Raw genomic sequence first — 14498 nt, forward strand, 5'->3', positions numbered from 1 at the left:
CTCGTTCCTGCGGCACAAAGTTTCATTGACTAATGCGTCAGTCAATTATATAGGAGCTGCCGTTGAGAGCAAGAGGTCAACTATGAGAACCATTCTGGTCGCCACAGCGATCGTATGCGCCATCGGTCTCGGATCATGCAGCGATGAGCGCGGACCGACTGAGCCAACCCCGCGGCAGGTCGGCGTTGTCGTCGCCAAGCCTGAGCCGTTGGTCCAAGGTGGCGCAATCACCGGAGATGTCCGCGCCCGTGTCCAGACCGATCTGTCCTTCCGCGTCAGCGGCAAGATCATCGAGCGGCTGGTGGAGGTCGGGCAGTCCGTGAAGGCGGGGCAACTCCTCGCGCGCATCGATCCGGAAGAGCAGAAGGCTGACCTGGATGTGGCGGCAGCCAATCTTCAGTCGGCTGAGGCGCAACAGACCCAGGCGCAGCTCGCATACGACCGCCAGCAGAGCCTGTTTCGAACGCAGGTGACGACGCGTGCGGCACTCGACCAGGCGCAGGAGGCACTTCTGACCGCGCAGGCATCGACGAAGTCGGCGCAGGCGCTTTTCGAAACCGCCCAGGATACCCTGTCTTATACGGAGCTGAAGGCGGATGCCGACGGGGTGATCACCGCGCGCAACGCCGAGGTCGGGCAGGTGGCGCAGGCCGCCCAGGTCGTCTTCACCCTTGCCCATGACGGCGACCGGGATGCCGTCTTTGAGGTGGTCGAAAGCGCGTTCCTGCGCCCGATCGACGGCGACGGGACCGTGACCCTTCTGTCGAACCCGACGCAGAAGATCGCGGCGAAGGTTCGCGAGATTTCGCCGACGATCGATTCTTCCACCGGAACCATCAAGGTCAAGGTCGCGATATCGAGCGACGCTCCGATCCCTCTCGGCGCTCCCGTCGTCGGAAGATTCAATTACGTCTCGCAGGACGTCATCCAGCTTCCCTGGTCGGCCATGATGTCCAAGGGCGGCAAGCCTGCCATCTGGATCGTCGATCCCGCATCCTCTGCAGTTTCGGCAAGGGCAGTGGATGTCGCTGGCTACGAGACCGGCAGCTTCATCGTGAAGTCGGGCGTGTCGGAAGGAGATGTCGTGGTGACCGACGGGACCAAGTTCCTCAGGGCGGGTGAAATCGTGTCTTATGTCAAGGAAGCTTCCAAGTGAGTATTCGTTTCAACATAGTCGCACTGATGGTGGGCACGGCCCTGATTTCCTCTTGCGCACCGCAGGAGGAAAGCAAGGACGAAGCGCCCCGTCCCGTGCTGTCGATGACAGTCAAGCAGATGGCCGCTACGAGCCTAGGCCTGACCGGTACGATCGAGCCGACGATCGAGACCGAACTCGGCTTCCGGATTCTCGGACGGATGATCGCCCGCAACGTCAATGTCGGAGATCTCGTCAAGAAGGATGATGTCGTTGCCGCGATCGATCCGCTGGCGCTGGAGCTTGCCGTGCGCAACGCGCAGTCGGACGTGGAAAATAGCGACGCCCAGCTCAGAAACGCGGTGACGACGGAGCAGCGCCAGCGCGCGCTGCTGGAGTCGCGCTCCGGCACCGAAGCCTCGCTCGAGGAGGCCGAGCAGGCAAGGCGAACCGCCGCAGCCGCCGTCGCCAAGGCGCAGGCCAATCTCGACAAGGCGAGGGAGCAGCTCGGCTATGCGCAGCTGCGGGCGGAATTCGATGGCGTGGTGACGGCGACCTCGGCCGAGGTCGGCCAGGTGGTGTCGGCCGGCCAAACGGTCGTGACCATCGCCCGGCCGGACAAGCGCGACGCTGTGGTCGACGTGCCCCAGGCCGCCGCCCAGAAACTGAAAATCGGCGCGCCCTTCGAAGTGACGCTGCAGCTCGCCCCGACGATCCGCACGTCGGGCGTCGTGCGCGAGATCGCCCCGGAGGCGGAGACCGCTACCCGCACGAGCAGAACCAAGATCGCGCTCACTGATCCGCCCGAGGCCTTCAGACTCGGCTCGGTCGTCACTGCTTCTGCAACCATCGCTGCAGATCCTGAGATCGTGCTGCCTTCCTCGGCAATCCTTGCCGGCAGCGACGGCCCGAGCGTCTGGATCGTCGATGCTCCCGCCAGGAAGGTATCGCTCCGCCGCGTGAAGATCGACGGCGACGTCGAAGACGGCGGCACCGTTCGCGTCACCGAAGGGCTCGTCCCCGGAGAAAGGGTAGTCGTGGCAGGCGTGCATAAACTTGAAGATGGCCAGACCATCAGGATCGACCAGGAGATCAGCCAGTGAAGTCCTTCAATCTTTCCGACTGGGCGCTCGAACACCGTTCGCTCGTCTGGTACTTCATGATCGTCTTCATTCTCGCAGGCGCCTTCTCCTACGTGAAACTCGGCCGCGAGGAAGATCCGAACTTCACGATCAAGACGATGGTGATCACCGCGCAGTGGCCCGGCGCCTCCGCCGATGAGGTGACGCGGCAGGTGACCGACAGGATCGAGAAAAAGCTCCAGGAACTGGAATCGCTCGACTACACGAAGAGCGAGACCGTTGCCGGCCAGACGACCGTCTTCGTCGAGCTGCTGCCGACCACCAAGGCAAAGGATGTCGCGCCGACCTGGCTGCGCATCCGCAACATGATCGCCGACATCAAGGGCGATTTTCCCACGGGGGTCGTCGGTCCTTTCTTCAACGATCGCTTCGGCGACGTCTTCGGAAACATCTACGCCTTCACCAGCGATGGGCTTACCCAGCGCCAGCTTCGCGATCTGGTGGAAGATGCCCGTTCCAAGGTTCTGACCGTGCCCAACGTTGGCAAGGTCGATGTGGTCGGCGCTCAGGACGAGGCGATCTATCTCGAATTCTCCACACGCCAGATCGCAGCGCTCGGGATCGACCAACAGTCGGTCATCCAGACCCTGCAGGCGCAGAATGCCGTGACTCAATCCGGCTTCGTTGACGCCGGGCCGGAGCGCATCGCGTTGCGGGTCAGCGGACAATTCACCTCCGAGGACAGCCTGAGATCGATCAATCTCCGAATAAACGACCGCTTCTTTCCGCTGAGTGACGTCGCCACGATCAAACGCGGCTACGTGGATCCGCCCTCGTCGCTGTTTCGCTTCGACGGCCAACCGGCGATCGGGCTTGCCATCGGCATGAAGCAGGGCGCCAATCTTCTGGAGTTCGGCGAGGGGCTCGACGCGCAGATGAAGCGTGTTGTCGCTGACCTTCCGATCGGCGTGGACGTCCACCGCGTTTCCGATCAGCCGGCCGTTGTCGACGAAGCGGTGTCCGGATTTACCCGCGCGCTGTTCGAAGCGATCGTCATCGTGCTGATCATCAGCTTCATCAGCCTTGGTCTTCGCGCCGGCATGGTGGTGGCGATCTCTATTCCGCTCGTCCTGGCGATCACCTTCGTGGTGATGGAATATTCCGGCATTTCGCTTCAGCGCATCTCGCTCGGCGCGCTCATCATCGCGCTCGGGCTGCTTGTCGACGACGCCATGATCGCCGTCGAGATGATGGTGGCCCGCCTGGAGGCGGGCGACGATCTGAGGAAGGCCGCCACCCACGTCTATACATCGACCGCCTTCCCGATGCTAACGGGAACGCTCGTCACCGTTGCCGGCTTCATTCCGGTTGGTCTCAACAACAGTGCTGCCGGTGAATTCACCTTCACGCTTTTCGTGGTCATCGCAGTTTCGCTGATCGTTTCCTGGGTGGTGGCGGTGTTGTTCACGCCGCTTCTCGGCGTCACGATCCTGCCGAAGACGATGAAATCGCATCACGAGAAGAAGGGCCGCTTCGCTTCCATCTTCTCCTGGCTTCTGGGGCTGGCAATGCGCTGGCGCTGGGTCACCATCATCCTCACGGTCGGCGTCTTCGGGCTTTCCATTGGCGGCATGGGGCTGGTGCAGCAGCAGTTCTTCCCGAACTCGGACAGGACCGAGCTCGTCATCGACTGGAACCTCCCCCACAACAGCTCGATTGCCGAAACCAACAGGCAGATGGCCAGGTTCGAAAAGGAGATGCTGGCCGACAACAAGGATATCGATCATTGGACGACCTATGTCGGCCAGGGTGCGCCACGCTTCATCTTGTCCTTTGACGTGCAGACGCCCGACGTGTCGTTCGGACAGACGATCATCGTCACCAAAGGGCTGGACGTGCGCGACAAGGTGCGGGCGGAACTGCAGGACTATCTGACGAAAACCTTCCCCGGCACCGACGCCTTCGTCAAGCTTCTCGACATCGGTCCGCCGGTGGGCAAGCCGGTCCAGTACCGGGTCACCGGCCCCGATATTCAAAAGGTCCGCGATCTCTCGCAGCAGTTTGCCGGCGTCATGGGATCACACCCGCTTCTGGCAAACCTGGTCCTGGACTGGAACGAGCCGTCCCGCGTGGTGAAGGTCGATGTCCTGCAGGACAAGGCGCGCCAGCTCGGCGTATCCTCCGAAGACATTGCCACCGCCCTCAACGGCATCGTCGAAGGCTCGACAGCCACCCAGGTTCGAGACGACATCTACCTGGTCAACGTCATCGGCCGCGCCAGGGCATCCGAGCGCGACTCCATCCAGACGCTTGAGAATCTGCAGCTCTCCACCTCCAACGGCAAGGTCGTGCCTCTCTCCGCCGTGGCGAATTTCCGCTACGAGCTCGAGCAGCCGACGATCTGGCGTCGCGACAGGCAACCCACCATAACGGTCAAGGCAGCCGTCGTCGGTCCGACGCAACCGGCCACGATCGTCGACCAGCTCAAGCCCAAGGTGGAAGAGTTCCAGAAAAACCTTCCGGTGGGATACAAGGTGGAAGTGGGCGGCGCGGTCGAATCCAGCGCCGAGGCTCAGGGGCCGATCGCGGCGGTTGCTCCGCTGATGCTGTTTGCGATGGCGACGATCCTGATGATCCAGCTGCAAAGCTTCAGCCGCCTCTTCCTGGTGTTCGCCGTCGCGCCGACGGCGCTGATCGGCGTGGTCGCGGCGCTCTTGCTGAGCAATGCTCCTATGGGCTTCGTCGCGATCCTCGGCGTGCTGGCGCTCATCGGCATCCTGATCCGCAACTCCGTCATTCTGGTCGTCCAGATCGAGCATCTGCGCAGTGAAGGAATGGCGCCCTGGCAGGCCGTCATCGAGGCCACCGAACACCGCATGCGGCCGATCATGCTGACGGCCGCGGCGGCCACGCTGGCGCTGATCCCGATCTCGCGCGAGATCTTCTGGGGCCCGATGGCCTACGCCATGATGGGCGGCATCGTCGTCGGAACGGCGCTCACCCTGCTGTTCCTGCCTGCGCTCTACGTCGCGTGGTTCAGGATCCGGCGGGATGAAGGCGTCGTCCAGGCCGATGCCGTGGCAGAGGCGTGAGCACGGGCTTCGACGTCCATCGCATGCGGCCGTCGCGGCGGCCGCTGCAGGTCCTGGCTTCCAAGGAGAGAACTCGATGACGGGCCAGCGGTTGAATGAGTTTCCGTTGGGGGCCAAGACGATGCTGGCCGCGATCGGCCTGGCGATGCTTGTCGGTTGCGCTACACGACCGTCGCCTGATGTGTTGAACCCGGTCCATCTGCCGGTTCATCTCAATGCATCGCTTCGTTCCGATGAAGCCGCCTCGAGCCGCGTAAACGTGCTCGCTGCGACAAACAGGAACCCCGATACCGCGCGCGGCGGGTTCGGGAGCGCCTGGGCTGACAATCTCACCTACGAGCAATATGCGTTTTCGGTCCCTCCCAACCGGAAGGACACCGCGATCACATATCCGACCTCGAGGCCGGATCCCGAACGCCAATTTGTCGTCATCCAGCGCAAGCAGCTTCCAAGGGACGCATTCGTAGAGGAGGCGCTCCGCTCCACGCAGTCCGATGGCACCGTCGGCATCTTCGTCCATGGCTACAATTATAGTTATCAAGAGGCGTTGTTTCGCACCGCGCAGATCGCCGCGGACGCCAATATTCCGGGCTCTCCGATTCTGTTTTCCTGGCCATCGGCCGCCGCCGTCGCCGGCTATGTCGCCGACCGCGATGCGGCGCTGTCCTCGCGCAGCGACCTCGACTCGCTTGTCACCTCGCTCTCGGCTTCAGGAAAGGTGAAACGCATCATCCTTTTCGGACATAGCATGGGAGGATTCCTGGTCATGGAGACCGTGCGCCAGCTCAAACTGCAGCATCGTGACGACATCATCGATAAACTGGCGGTGATCCTGGCCGCCCCTGACATTGACATCGATGTTTTCCGGTCCCAGCTGAAGGATATCGGGCGGATGCCGATCCCGATATCTCTTGTCGTTTCGAAGGACGACCGGGCGCTGGTGGCCTCGAGCTTCATAGCGGGAGAGCGGGCGCGCGTCGGACGTCTCGATATCGACGATCCCGTCATCAGGGAGGCTGCCTTGAAGGAAAGGCTTCGGGTCATCGACATTACGTCGATCCAGGCGTCCGACGGGTTGGGGCACGACCGCTACGCATCGCTTGCCAAGTTCGGCGCCCAGCTTGCCTCCTTCGAAAGCGGGAGACGGTCGAGCGCCGGCGACGTTGGCGCCTATGTCTTCGATGCCGCCGGCGCCGCAGTCGCAAGTCCGTTTCGCCTGGCCGGACGTGTCGTCGGCTCGCAATGATGAGAACTGGCGTCTCGGGCGAGCGCCCATGGCTAATCCTGAGGCATCGTCAAGAGATGTGTACAATGTGACTATTAAATTGTCAGCTGCACAAATGAAGAGCAGACTTCCGCCTGTGGTCGATTTGGCCTCAAGGATAGGGGAGGGCATTCATGAGCGTACGAAATCCGTCTCCCTCGTTATACAACGAGGATCTTGCACCCGCCGAGGCGCGCAAATGGGGTGCATTCAGCATCTTTAACGTCTGGACATCAGACGTCCACAGCCTGTGGGGCTACTATCTGGCGGCGAGCCTGTTCCTGCTGTGCGGCAGCTTCGTCAATTTCGTCATCGCCATCGGCATCGGATCTCTGGTCATCTTCTTTTTGATGAGCCTGGTCGGCAATGCCGGCGTGCGCACCGGCGTACCCTTTCCGGTCCTGGCGCGCGCCTCCTTCGGCACGTTTGGGGCGAATGTTCCGGCACTGGTCCGGGCGGTGGTCGCCTGCTTCTGGTACGGGGCGCAGACCGCCGCCGCATCCGGCGCCATCGTCGCCTTGCTGATCCGCAACGACAACCTGCTCGCCTTTCACCAGAACAGCCACTTCCTCGGCCACTCGACCCTCGAGGTCATCTGCTACGTCATCGTCTGGGCGCTGCAGCTACTGATCATTCAGCGTGGGATGGAAACGGTTCGCAAGTTCCAGGATTGGGCCGGTCCGGCCGTCTGGATCATGATGCTGGTGCTCGCAGTCTATCTGGTCGCCAAATCAGGCACCTTCTCCTTCGGGTCCGAAATCCCGCGCGACGTGCTGATCGAAAAGACCAAGGATGCAGGCGTGCCGGGTGAGCCTGGTTCGATTGCAGCGCTTGCCGCCGTGGCCGCCACATGGATCACCTATTTCGCGGCTCTCTACCTGAATTTCTGCGATTTCTCGCGCTACGCAACGAATGAAAAGGCTCTCAGGAAAGGCAACCTCTGGGGGCTTCCGATCAACCTTCTGGCGTTCTGCCTGGTCGCAGGTGTTACGACCACCGCCGCCTTTACGGTCTACGGAGAGGTGCTGCTGCATCCGGAACAAATATCGGCGAAATTCGACAGCTGGTTCCTGGCGCTCCTGGCCGCGCTGACATTCGCGATCGCAACGCTCGGCATCAACGTCGTGGCGAACTTCGTGTCGCCGGCCTTCGACTTCGCCAATGTCTTCCCGCGCCAGATCAACTTCAAACGCGGTGGATATATCGCCGCCCTGATCGCTCTCGTGCTTTACCCGTTTGCTCCCTGGGAGACGGGTGCGGCGCATTTCGTCAATTTCATCGGATCGACGATGGGGCCGATCTTCGGCATCATGATGGTGGATTACTATCTCATCCGGAGAAGCCAGTTGAACGTCGAAGCGCTCTATCATGAGAATGGCGAGTTCCGGTTCCAGAACGGATGGCATGGCAATGCCTTCATCGCATTTGCGGTTGGCGTGCTCTTCTCATCGATCCTGCCGACCTTCACCACCATCCTGCCGGACTGGTGGGGAACCTACGGCTGGTTCTTCGGCGTCGCCATCGGCGGGGCGATCTATTTCGTGTTGAGAATGGGCGCGCGGCGCAATCCGGCCTTCGCGGCATGATCGAATGAAAGCGCCCGGCAATCGCCGGGCGCCTTTTCATGTCTGGTTTTCTGCTGCCGCCTGGTTCAACGGCGAGCGGCAACCGCATGCACGGCTGCACGAGCAGCGGGCTGCGCCATCGTTCTCGCCGTCGAGCGAAGGGCCGAGGAATGGCTGGTGGCCACATCGTCGAGCTTGAACTGGGCGATGAGCTCGCGAAGCTTCTGGGCTTCCTGCGCGAGCGAATCGGATGCCGCCGTCGACTGTTGCACCATGGTTGCGTTCTGTTGCGTGGTCTGGTCCATCCGGTTGACCGCGACGTTGACTTCGCTGAGGCCGATGGACTGCTCCTTCGCTGAGGTGGCGATCGAATCCATATGGTGATTGATCTGGGTAATGAAGCCGCCGATGGTCTTCAAGGCCTGGCCGGTATCGCGCACCAGCTTGACCCCGCCTTCCACCTCCTTCGAGGAGTTCTGGATCAGGCCCTTGATTTCCTTGGCCGCACTTGCCGAGCGCTGGGCGAGTTCGCGCACTTCCTGGGCGACGACGGCGAAGCCCTTGCCGGCCTCGCCGGCTCTCGCCGCTTCCACGCCGGCATTCAATGCGAGTAGGTTGGTCTGGAATGCAATTTCGTCGATGACGCTGATGATGTTGGAGATCTGCTGCGACGACGTCTCGATGCGTCCCATCGCCTCTTCGGCGTGGGAAACGACTTCCGCGGAGACCCCGGCGCTGCGATTTGCCTCCGTGGCCACCGTGCGCGTCTCCTCGGTTCGCTTGCTGGAGTTCGACACGTTCGCCGTGATCTCTTCCAGCGCGGCCGCCGTCTCTTCGAGCGAGGCGGCCTGCTGCTCCGTGCGCTTTGCAAGATCGCTCGCCCCGGAAGAAATTTCCCGCGTGCCTTCGTCGATCGTGCCGATGCTGTCGGATATTGCTCTCAGCGTCGCGCCAAGCTGGTTGACGGACTGGTTGAAGTCATGGCGTAGCGCCTCGAAGTCGGGGGCGAAGGTCTCGCTGAGCTGGAAGGCGAGGTCGCCTGCGGCCAGCCGCTTCAAACCGGCGGCGAGACCCGAGGTAGCGATGCGCAGCCGTTCCGAGGCGTCAGCCTCCGCCTGCTGCTGGGCGGCAAGGCGGTCGGCCTCCGCCCTGTTGCGGTTTTCGTCGGCTTCGATTGCCATTCGCTTGTTGGTGATCGCGGCCTGGCGGAAGATCTCCACCGCTCCCGCCATCGATCCGATTTCGTCGGCGCGGTCAGCGAACGGAATCTCTGAACCGGTGTCTCCCTCGGCCAGCCGCCGCATCGAGGCGGTGATGCCGGTAATCGGATTGGCGATGCCCGTCAGAACGAAGACGACGGCGCCGAGAACGAGCAATCCCGCAAAGCCGATCGCGGCAAACAGCTCGAATTCTATCGAGGCGAAGGTCTCCTTGCTGAGTTCGGCGGCCTTGTTGCTGCCGCTGACGTTCAGTTCGACCAGGGCCGCAGTTGCTTCTTTGAGCTTATCCGAATGCGAGCGCATCTCTCCACCCAGATATTGCCCGGCTTCCTCGGTCTTGTTGGCCCGGGAGAGGACGAGCAGTTGCGAGCTGCTGGCGATGTAGCCACCAACGCTCTCCTTGATCGTCTTGATCAGTTCGCGCTCGTGGTCGGACGAAGCCAGCGGGAGATAGGCGTCTACCGCTTTGCCAACTGTATCCTCGGCGACTTTAATGGCCTCTTCGCGCGTTTTCTTTTCTGCATCCGACTGCGCGATGATGTGATCACGATAGGCGAGGCGCAAATTCGTCATGGCGAGATTGATCGCTTGCGACGCCTGCACGCTCGGCAGCCAGTTGGTCGCAATTTCTTCGGTGGAGCCGTTCGTATTTCGAAGACCGTCGACCGCGAGATAAGCGACAAGCCCGAAAAGAAGAGCTATGCCGCTGAAAATCAACAGCAAACTCGATTTTATGTTTGGACGACGCATTGAAAGCCCCCATCGAACATCCGGTTTCATATCGGATTGGCCAAGGACTTTTTTATCCAAAAAAATTTAACGATTTGTTCCATATGTAAAAACGCCGTTTACCAGTTTTCCGGAAAACTGCTGCCGCCTTCGCGCTCCGGCTCCCGCTAAAGCAGCAGAATGCCTATCGATGCTGCGGCACGGATGACAGGAGCCAGAGATGATGAAGCGCATATTTTCCGCCCTTCTTGCATTGATTCTTCCGGTGCAGGCAGCCGTTTCGCAACCCGCTGACGAGGCGGGGGCACGCAAAGCCCGGTCTATCGCCCAGCTTCAGTCGGAAGGCGTGCCGATCATCGATCATCTGCCGACCATCGAGCCCGAGAGCGAGAGCACTCGCCGAAATACAAAGGCTGTCGTTCAGCGCACGATTGCGCTTGCGATCGTTGCCGTGAAAGGCGAGACCGGCGACCACGAAATGGGTCAGGCTCTCATCCGGCAGTTCGACGCCGCAAGTTTTTTCACCCCGAAAGAACGGGTCTTCATGGACGATCCCGATCCCTCGGATCAGGACCGGACCAACTTCGCCTGGCGCTACGAGGGCGTGCACGTCATGTTATGGGCGCTCGGGATCACTTCCGATCTTGAACGCCCCGACCATATTTGCGACGTGCCATTCATTGCCAACACACTTCGCGAACTGGGAACCGACGGCCTGATGCGTCGTGCCAAGCTGCGTCCGCAGAAAGAACTGCTCGACGCTGCCGATCTCATTTACCGCTACGATTGGGCCGCAGTGAACGCGCGGCTGAAGGGAGAGGAGCCACCTGCCGGATTGGACAAGGGCGTGGTTTACGAACGGCATTATGCCCTCAACTGGCTGACCGGCTACATGGATCAGGATTGGGACGATATTTCCAAGGACACATGACGCCGCCCGGCGCCGGGCCACGACGAAGGCGCCTGGTCAGGCCACGTACCGACGCGGATGATGCATGTTTTACGAAATAGCATTATGATCGGCTGAGCGCATGGACTGGCGGAGGGGCTGGCCGCGGATTTGTGATCCGCGCGGAATGGAGGACGGCAGGATTTGGAACGGCTAAAGGATCTGGACAGTATTTCCGCGCAATCAGGTGGCGGTTCCACATCGCTTCCGTATGAACGGCCCGGCGTCGTGGCTGCTGCCGTTTACCAGCATGGGCAACGCATTCGCGACATCAGGATAGAAGAGGCCGGCGAATGGCGAAGCAGGGAGAATGCCATCGTCTGGATCGGCCTGCACGAGCCGGATGAAGTGCTGCTGCACCAGGTCCAGGCCGAGTTCAATCTCCATCCGCTGGCGATCGAGGATGCAGCGCAGCCCCACCAGCGCCCGAAGCTGGAGATTTATGGGGACGCGATGTTCATCGTCGCCCGGACCGCCCACATGAAGGATGACGAAATCATCTTCGGCGAAACGCATTTGTTCGTCGGTCGCGGTTATGTCGTCTCCGTTCGCCACGGGGACTCGTCCTCGTATCTCGCGGTGCGGCAGCGATGCGAGGCCACGCCGACAGCGCTTGCCCACGGCGAGAATTATATTCTCTATTCCATCCTCGATTTCATCGTCGACAATTATATGCCGGTGATCGAGGTCGTGCAGGAGGAGGTCGAGAAGCTCGAGGATCTGGTGCTGCGCGAACAGCTGGCAAAGTCTGACATCGAGCGCCTTTACCTGTTGCGGCGCAAGCTGCTGCGGCTCCGCAATGCCGTGGTGCCGCTGGTAGACGTCTGTCGGCGATACGAGCACATCGATCTTCCCGGCATGGATCCGACGCTCCAGTCGCTGTTTCGCGATGTGACGGATCACGTGCGCCGGGTTCAGGAAGATATCGATGCGCTACGCGAGGTTCTCGCCTTTGCCTTCGAGGCCAGCGTGATGATTGGCCAGACGGAGCAGACGGCGATCGCCCGCCAACTCGCCGCATGGGCGGCGATCCTGGCCGTTCCCACCGCGATCGCCGGTATCTACGGGATGAATTTCAGCGATATGCCCGAACTGAAATTCCAATATGGCTATTTCGTCGTGCTTGGTGTTATCGCCTTCTTGTGCCTGTTTCTCTTCAGTTTCTTCCGTCGGAGGAAGTGGCTCTAGATATGAAGCCTGGCGAAGGCGTCAGCACAGAGCTTCGAGCAGTCGATCCCGATGGCTTCTGATATAGTCGATATCGCTTAGATAGAGCCGGGCATCTCCTGTGGCGACGTCCTCCGCGAATGTCGCCTCTCCAGCCGAGGCGTTCGCCAGCATGAAATCGACCAGCGCCTGAAGCCGCCTGCAGATCATCTCTGGGAGCTGGAGCCGTTCGTCCACCGTCGCCCCATATGCCTCACAGAAGAGTTCCGCTCGCCGCAGCTGTTCGTCGAGGTTGAATGCCACATGTGGGTTGGCGGGATCGGATAGGGGCGCCCAGCGGTAGACCGAGTAGGCCAAATCCCAAAGGCGCGACGCGGGATGGGCGGCGTCGAAATCGATGATGCCGACAGCCGCCTGACCTGCTGTGGCGACATTGTAGGGCGCATAATCTCCGTGGCATACGATCTCGCGCGGCTCCTGTGGCGGCAACATCCATGTCTGGACCTCGCGATCCGATTCCAGAAATCCTTGAGATGCCGAATGAAAGTCGCGCAGAAGCCTGGCTGCGGAAAGCAGCATGGGCTCCGATCCGACAAATTGGTCGCTCAAATCTTCGCAGACGCGCCCGGCGACATAACTGATGACCTCCTGGTTCCCCGTTATTTCAATGGGATCCGGCGCTCCCGAAAAGCCTCTGCTCCTCAGATGGCGCAAAAACCGGTGCACCGTCGGCGTCCACGCGCCGGAAGGCCTGATCACGGTATCGCCATCACGCCAGATCTGCCCGGTTCGGCCGCCCTCCAACAGTTTCATTTTCCGGTCTCTTCGATATGGGCCTGAACCGTCGCGCCAAGGTTTGTCTCATGGCAGTTCCGGTAGAACGCCACCACGTCGGAAGGCATTCCGTCGGGGATGGGGACGAAGTCTTCAAGCCGCAGGCCGATTGAGCTGCCGAGTTGTGGATCCGCTAGCTGGCTCTCGCTCAAACTGCCGATACGATCGGCCAGGGCTTGGAAATAGGCGAGGTTCGCATCCACCGTCGAAGGGGAGTACGTCCGGCCGTGCGCAGGGATGATCAGCCTTGCATCCAGGTCACGTATTCGCTCCAGCGAGGAACGGATAAGGCGGAGATCATCAGCACTTTTGCTCCAGACTTCGGGAACGGGATACTCCACCGCGTCGACGGCCAGGCAGATGCGAAGTTCGGGAATCCATACGGCGATATGGTCGGGCGTGTGACCCGGCGTATGAATGAGTTCCAGCGTCAGATCACCGCCATTGAGGGTCATCGAGCCGGAGAACGTAATGTCGGGACCGATGAGGTCGACGTTCCGAAACCTCGAATCCTGACTTGCCTTGTCCCTCAGGACCTCGCGTGCGGAAGGGTCACGTAAACGGTCGAGCCCTGCGGCATGCGCGATAATCGGAGCGCGCCCCGCAACGGCGGCATTCCCCCAGAAATGATCCCAATCCATGTGCGAATTGATGACGATCATCGGGCGTGCTTTCGTCTGTTCCTCGAGCAGGTCCAGCGCCGCCCGGCATAATTCGGGCGTTCCGAGCGTATCGATCAGGACATTGAGCCTCTCGGTCTGGACGAACACGGCATCAACTTCGTCCCCCGCCCTGACGATCACGATCCGATCATCGAGGTCGGGGTATGAACACAATTCCACCAATGGATTCACGTCTGGTCGCCTTTATTGCAAATCGCAGAGATTCATTCGGATACATCAAGTCCCGTTCGGGCGCCTGCTCTTTCCGAACGGTGCGGGGCGGCGGGGCTTCCCGTCAGATTTGGCTTGCGCTCTGCCGGAACATGGACATCCCAACGTCTCATCACGCTGTTCGGCACCGCGACCGTGCATATCACCATCACGCTCAGTTTCGAGCGGCCAAGGCTCTTCGGCGTCCACTGTGTTTCGAGCGGCACCGCACAGCGGGGAACCAGCGTCTTCAGGTTGGGCTCCAGCACGTCCCATTGCTGATGCCCCTTGGCGTTCTCGTGCGAAATGAAGCGCCTGGCCTCCTCGCGGATTTCGAACAGGCCATGGGTGTTCTCAGTGGAACGATCGGTGTCGATGCTCCAGGAGGCCAGGCACAGCGCGCAGGCCGACAGGGCGGCGGTGAGGAGTGTCGATCGAAGCAGTGAGCCGTCAGCGGCCAAATTGGTCATCCTCCCAGGGAGGGGAAGACTACCGAAATGCGGTACGCCTTCAAGGGTTCTCGTCAGAAACAAGCGCCTTTGATGCTCGAACGAAACGCGTCCGATCGATCCCGCTTCAATGCGGCCCA

General features: G+C 61.0%; 11 protein-coding genes. 7 read left to right on the plus strand and 4 right to left on the minus strand.

Annotated features, from left to right (window positions below):
• Positions 1–82: 82 nt before the first annotated feature.
• The 5 genes from ACD590_RS29270 (at position 83) to ACD590_RS29290 (ending at position 8159) form a co-directional block, all read left to right on the plus strand.
• Positions 83–1156, plus strand: coding sequence for an efflux RND transporter periplasmic adaptor subunit (locus tag ACD590_RS29270; protein WP_439003994.1), 1074 nt, complete (start codon positions 83–85; stop codon positions 1154–1156).
• On the plus strand, positions 1153–2238 hold the full coding sequence (locus tag ACD590_RS29275; RefSeq protein WP_439021026.1) for an efflux RND transporter periplasmic adaptor subunit: 1086 nt from the start codon (positions 1153–1155) through the stop codon (positions 2236–2238). The genes ACD590_RS29270 and ACD590_RS29275 overlap by 4 nt, the downstream gene beginning before the upstream one ends.
• On the plus strand, positions 2235–5309 hold the full coding sequence (locus ACD590_RS29280; RefSeq protein ID WP_247265648.1) for an efflux RND transporter permease subunit: 3075 nt from the start codon (positions 2235–2237) through the stop codon (positions 5307–5309). Before ACD590_RS29275 ends, ACD590_RS29280 begins: the two co-directional genes overlap by 4 nt.
• 76 nt (positions 5310–5385) lie before the next feature.
• Complete coding sequence (locus tag ACD590_RS29285) at positions 5386–6555, plus strand: alpha/beta hydrolase (protein WP_439003996.1); 1170 nt, start codon at positions 5386–5388, stop codon at positions 6553–6555.
• A gap of 152 nt (positions 6556–6707) precedes the next feature.
• Positions 6708–8159 (plus strand): NCS1 family nucleobase:cation symporter-1, encoded by a 1452-nt coding sequence (locus tag ACD590_RS29290; protein ID WP_439003997.1) that lies wholly within the window; start codon positions 6708–6710, stop codon positions 8157–8159.
• Between the two features lie 65 nt (positions 8160–8224).
• Here ACD590_RS29290 and ACD590_RS29295 read toward each other — a convergent pair whose 3' ends face one another.
• On the minus strand, positions 8225–10108 hold the full coding sequence (locus tag ACD590_RS29295) for a HAMP domain-containing methyl-accepting chemotaxis protein (RefSeq protein WP_439003998.1): 1884 nt from the start codon (positions 10106–10108) through the stop codon (positions 8225–8227).
• A 199-nt stretch (positions 10109–10307) separates the two neighbouring features.
• Here ACD590_RS29295 and ACD590_RS29300 point away from each other — a divergent pair, with 199 nt between their 5' ends.
• Positions 10308–11018, plus strand: coding sequence for a DUF4272 domain-containing protein (locus tag ACD590_RS29300; protein WP_439003999.1), 711 nt, complete (start codon positions 10308–10310; stop codon positions 11016–11018).
• Between the two features lie 162 nt (positions 11019–11180).
• Positions 11181–12224 carry a magnesium and cobalt transport protein CorA gene (locus tag ACD590_RS29305; protein ID WP_439004000.1) on the plus strand — a complete coding sequence of 348 codons (1044 nt, stop codon included), beginning with the start codon at positions 11181–11183 and terminating at the stop codon, positions 12222–12224.
• A gap of 21 nt (positions 12225–12245) precedes the next feature.
• Here ACD590_RS29305 and ACD590_RS29310 read toward each other — a convergent pair whose 3' ends face one another.
• From ACD590_RS29310 to ACD590_RS29320, 3 genes are read right to left on the minus strand one after another with little or no spacing between them, the layout of a single operon-like run.
• The gene (locus ACD590_RS29310; RefSeq protein WP_112907194.1) at positions 12246–13016 is read right to left on the minus strand and encodes a phosphotransferase enzyme family protein; all 771 of its coding nucleotides are present in this window, start codon (positions 13014–13016) and stop codon (positions 12246–12248) included.
• Entirely contained in the window at positions 13013–13891 is an 879-nt protein-coding gene (locus tag ACD590_RS29315) for an MBL fold metallo-hydrolase (RefSeq protein ID WP_439004001.1), read from the minus strand. The genes ACD590_RS29310 and ACD590_RS29315 overlap by 4 nt, the downstream gene beginning before the upstream one ends.
• Before the next feature lie 32 nt (positions 13892–13923).
• Positions 13924–14352, minus strand: coding sequence for a hypothetical protein (locus tag ACD590_RS29320; RefSeq protein WP_112907800.1), 429 nt, complete (start codon positions 14350–14352; stop codon positions 13924–13926).
• Positions 14353–14498 lie beyond the last annotated feature (146 nt).

Origin of the sequence: Rhizobium sp. 862_C5_N1_2, assembly GCF_051811205.1 — a bacterium.
GTDB classification, from domain to species: Bacteria; Pseudomonadota; Alphaproteobacteria; order Rhizobiales; family Rhizobiaceae; genus Rhizobium; species Rhizobium leguminosarum.

Coding starts and splice junctions, on each gene's coding strand:
- ACD590_RS29270 (WP_439003994.1), top strand. CDS start 83: ATGAGAACCATTCTGGTCGCCACAGCGATCGTATGCGCCATCGGTCTC.
- ACD590_RS29300 (WP_439003999.1), top strand. CDS start 10,308: ATGATGAAGCGCATATTTTCCGCCCTTCTTGCATTGATTCTTCCGGTG.
- ACD590_RS29295 (WP_439003998.1), bottom strand. CDS start 10,108: ATGCGTCGTCCAAACATAAAATCGAGTTTGCTGTTGATTTTCAGCGGC.
- ACD590_RS29290 (WP_439003997.1), top strand. CDS start 6,708: ATGAGCGTACGAAATCCGTCTCCCTCGTTATACAACGAGGATCTTGCA.
- ACD590_RS29310 (WP_112907194.1), bottom strand. CDS start 13,016: ATGAAACTGTTGGAGGGCGGCCGAACCGGGCAGATCTGGCGTGATGGC.
- ACD590_RS29285 (WP_439003996.1), top strand. CDS start 5,386: ATGACGGGCCAGCGGTTGAATGAGTTTCCGTTGGGGGCCAAGACGATG.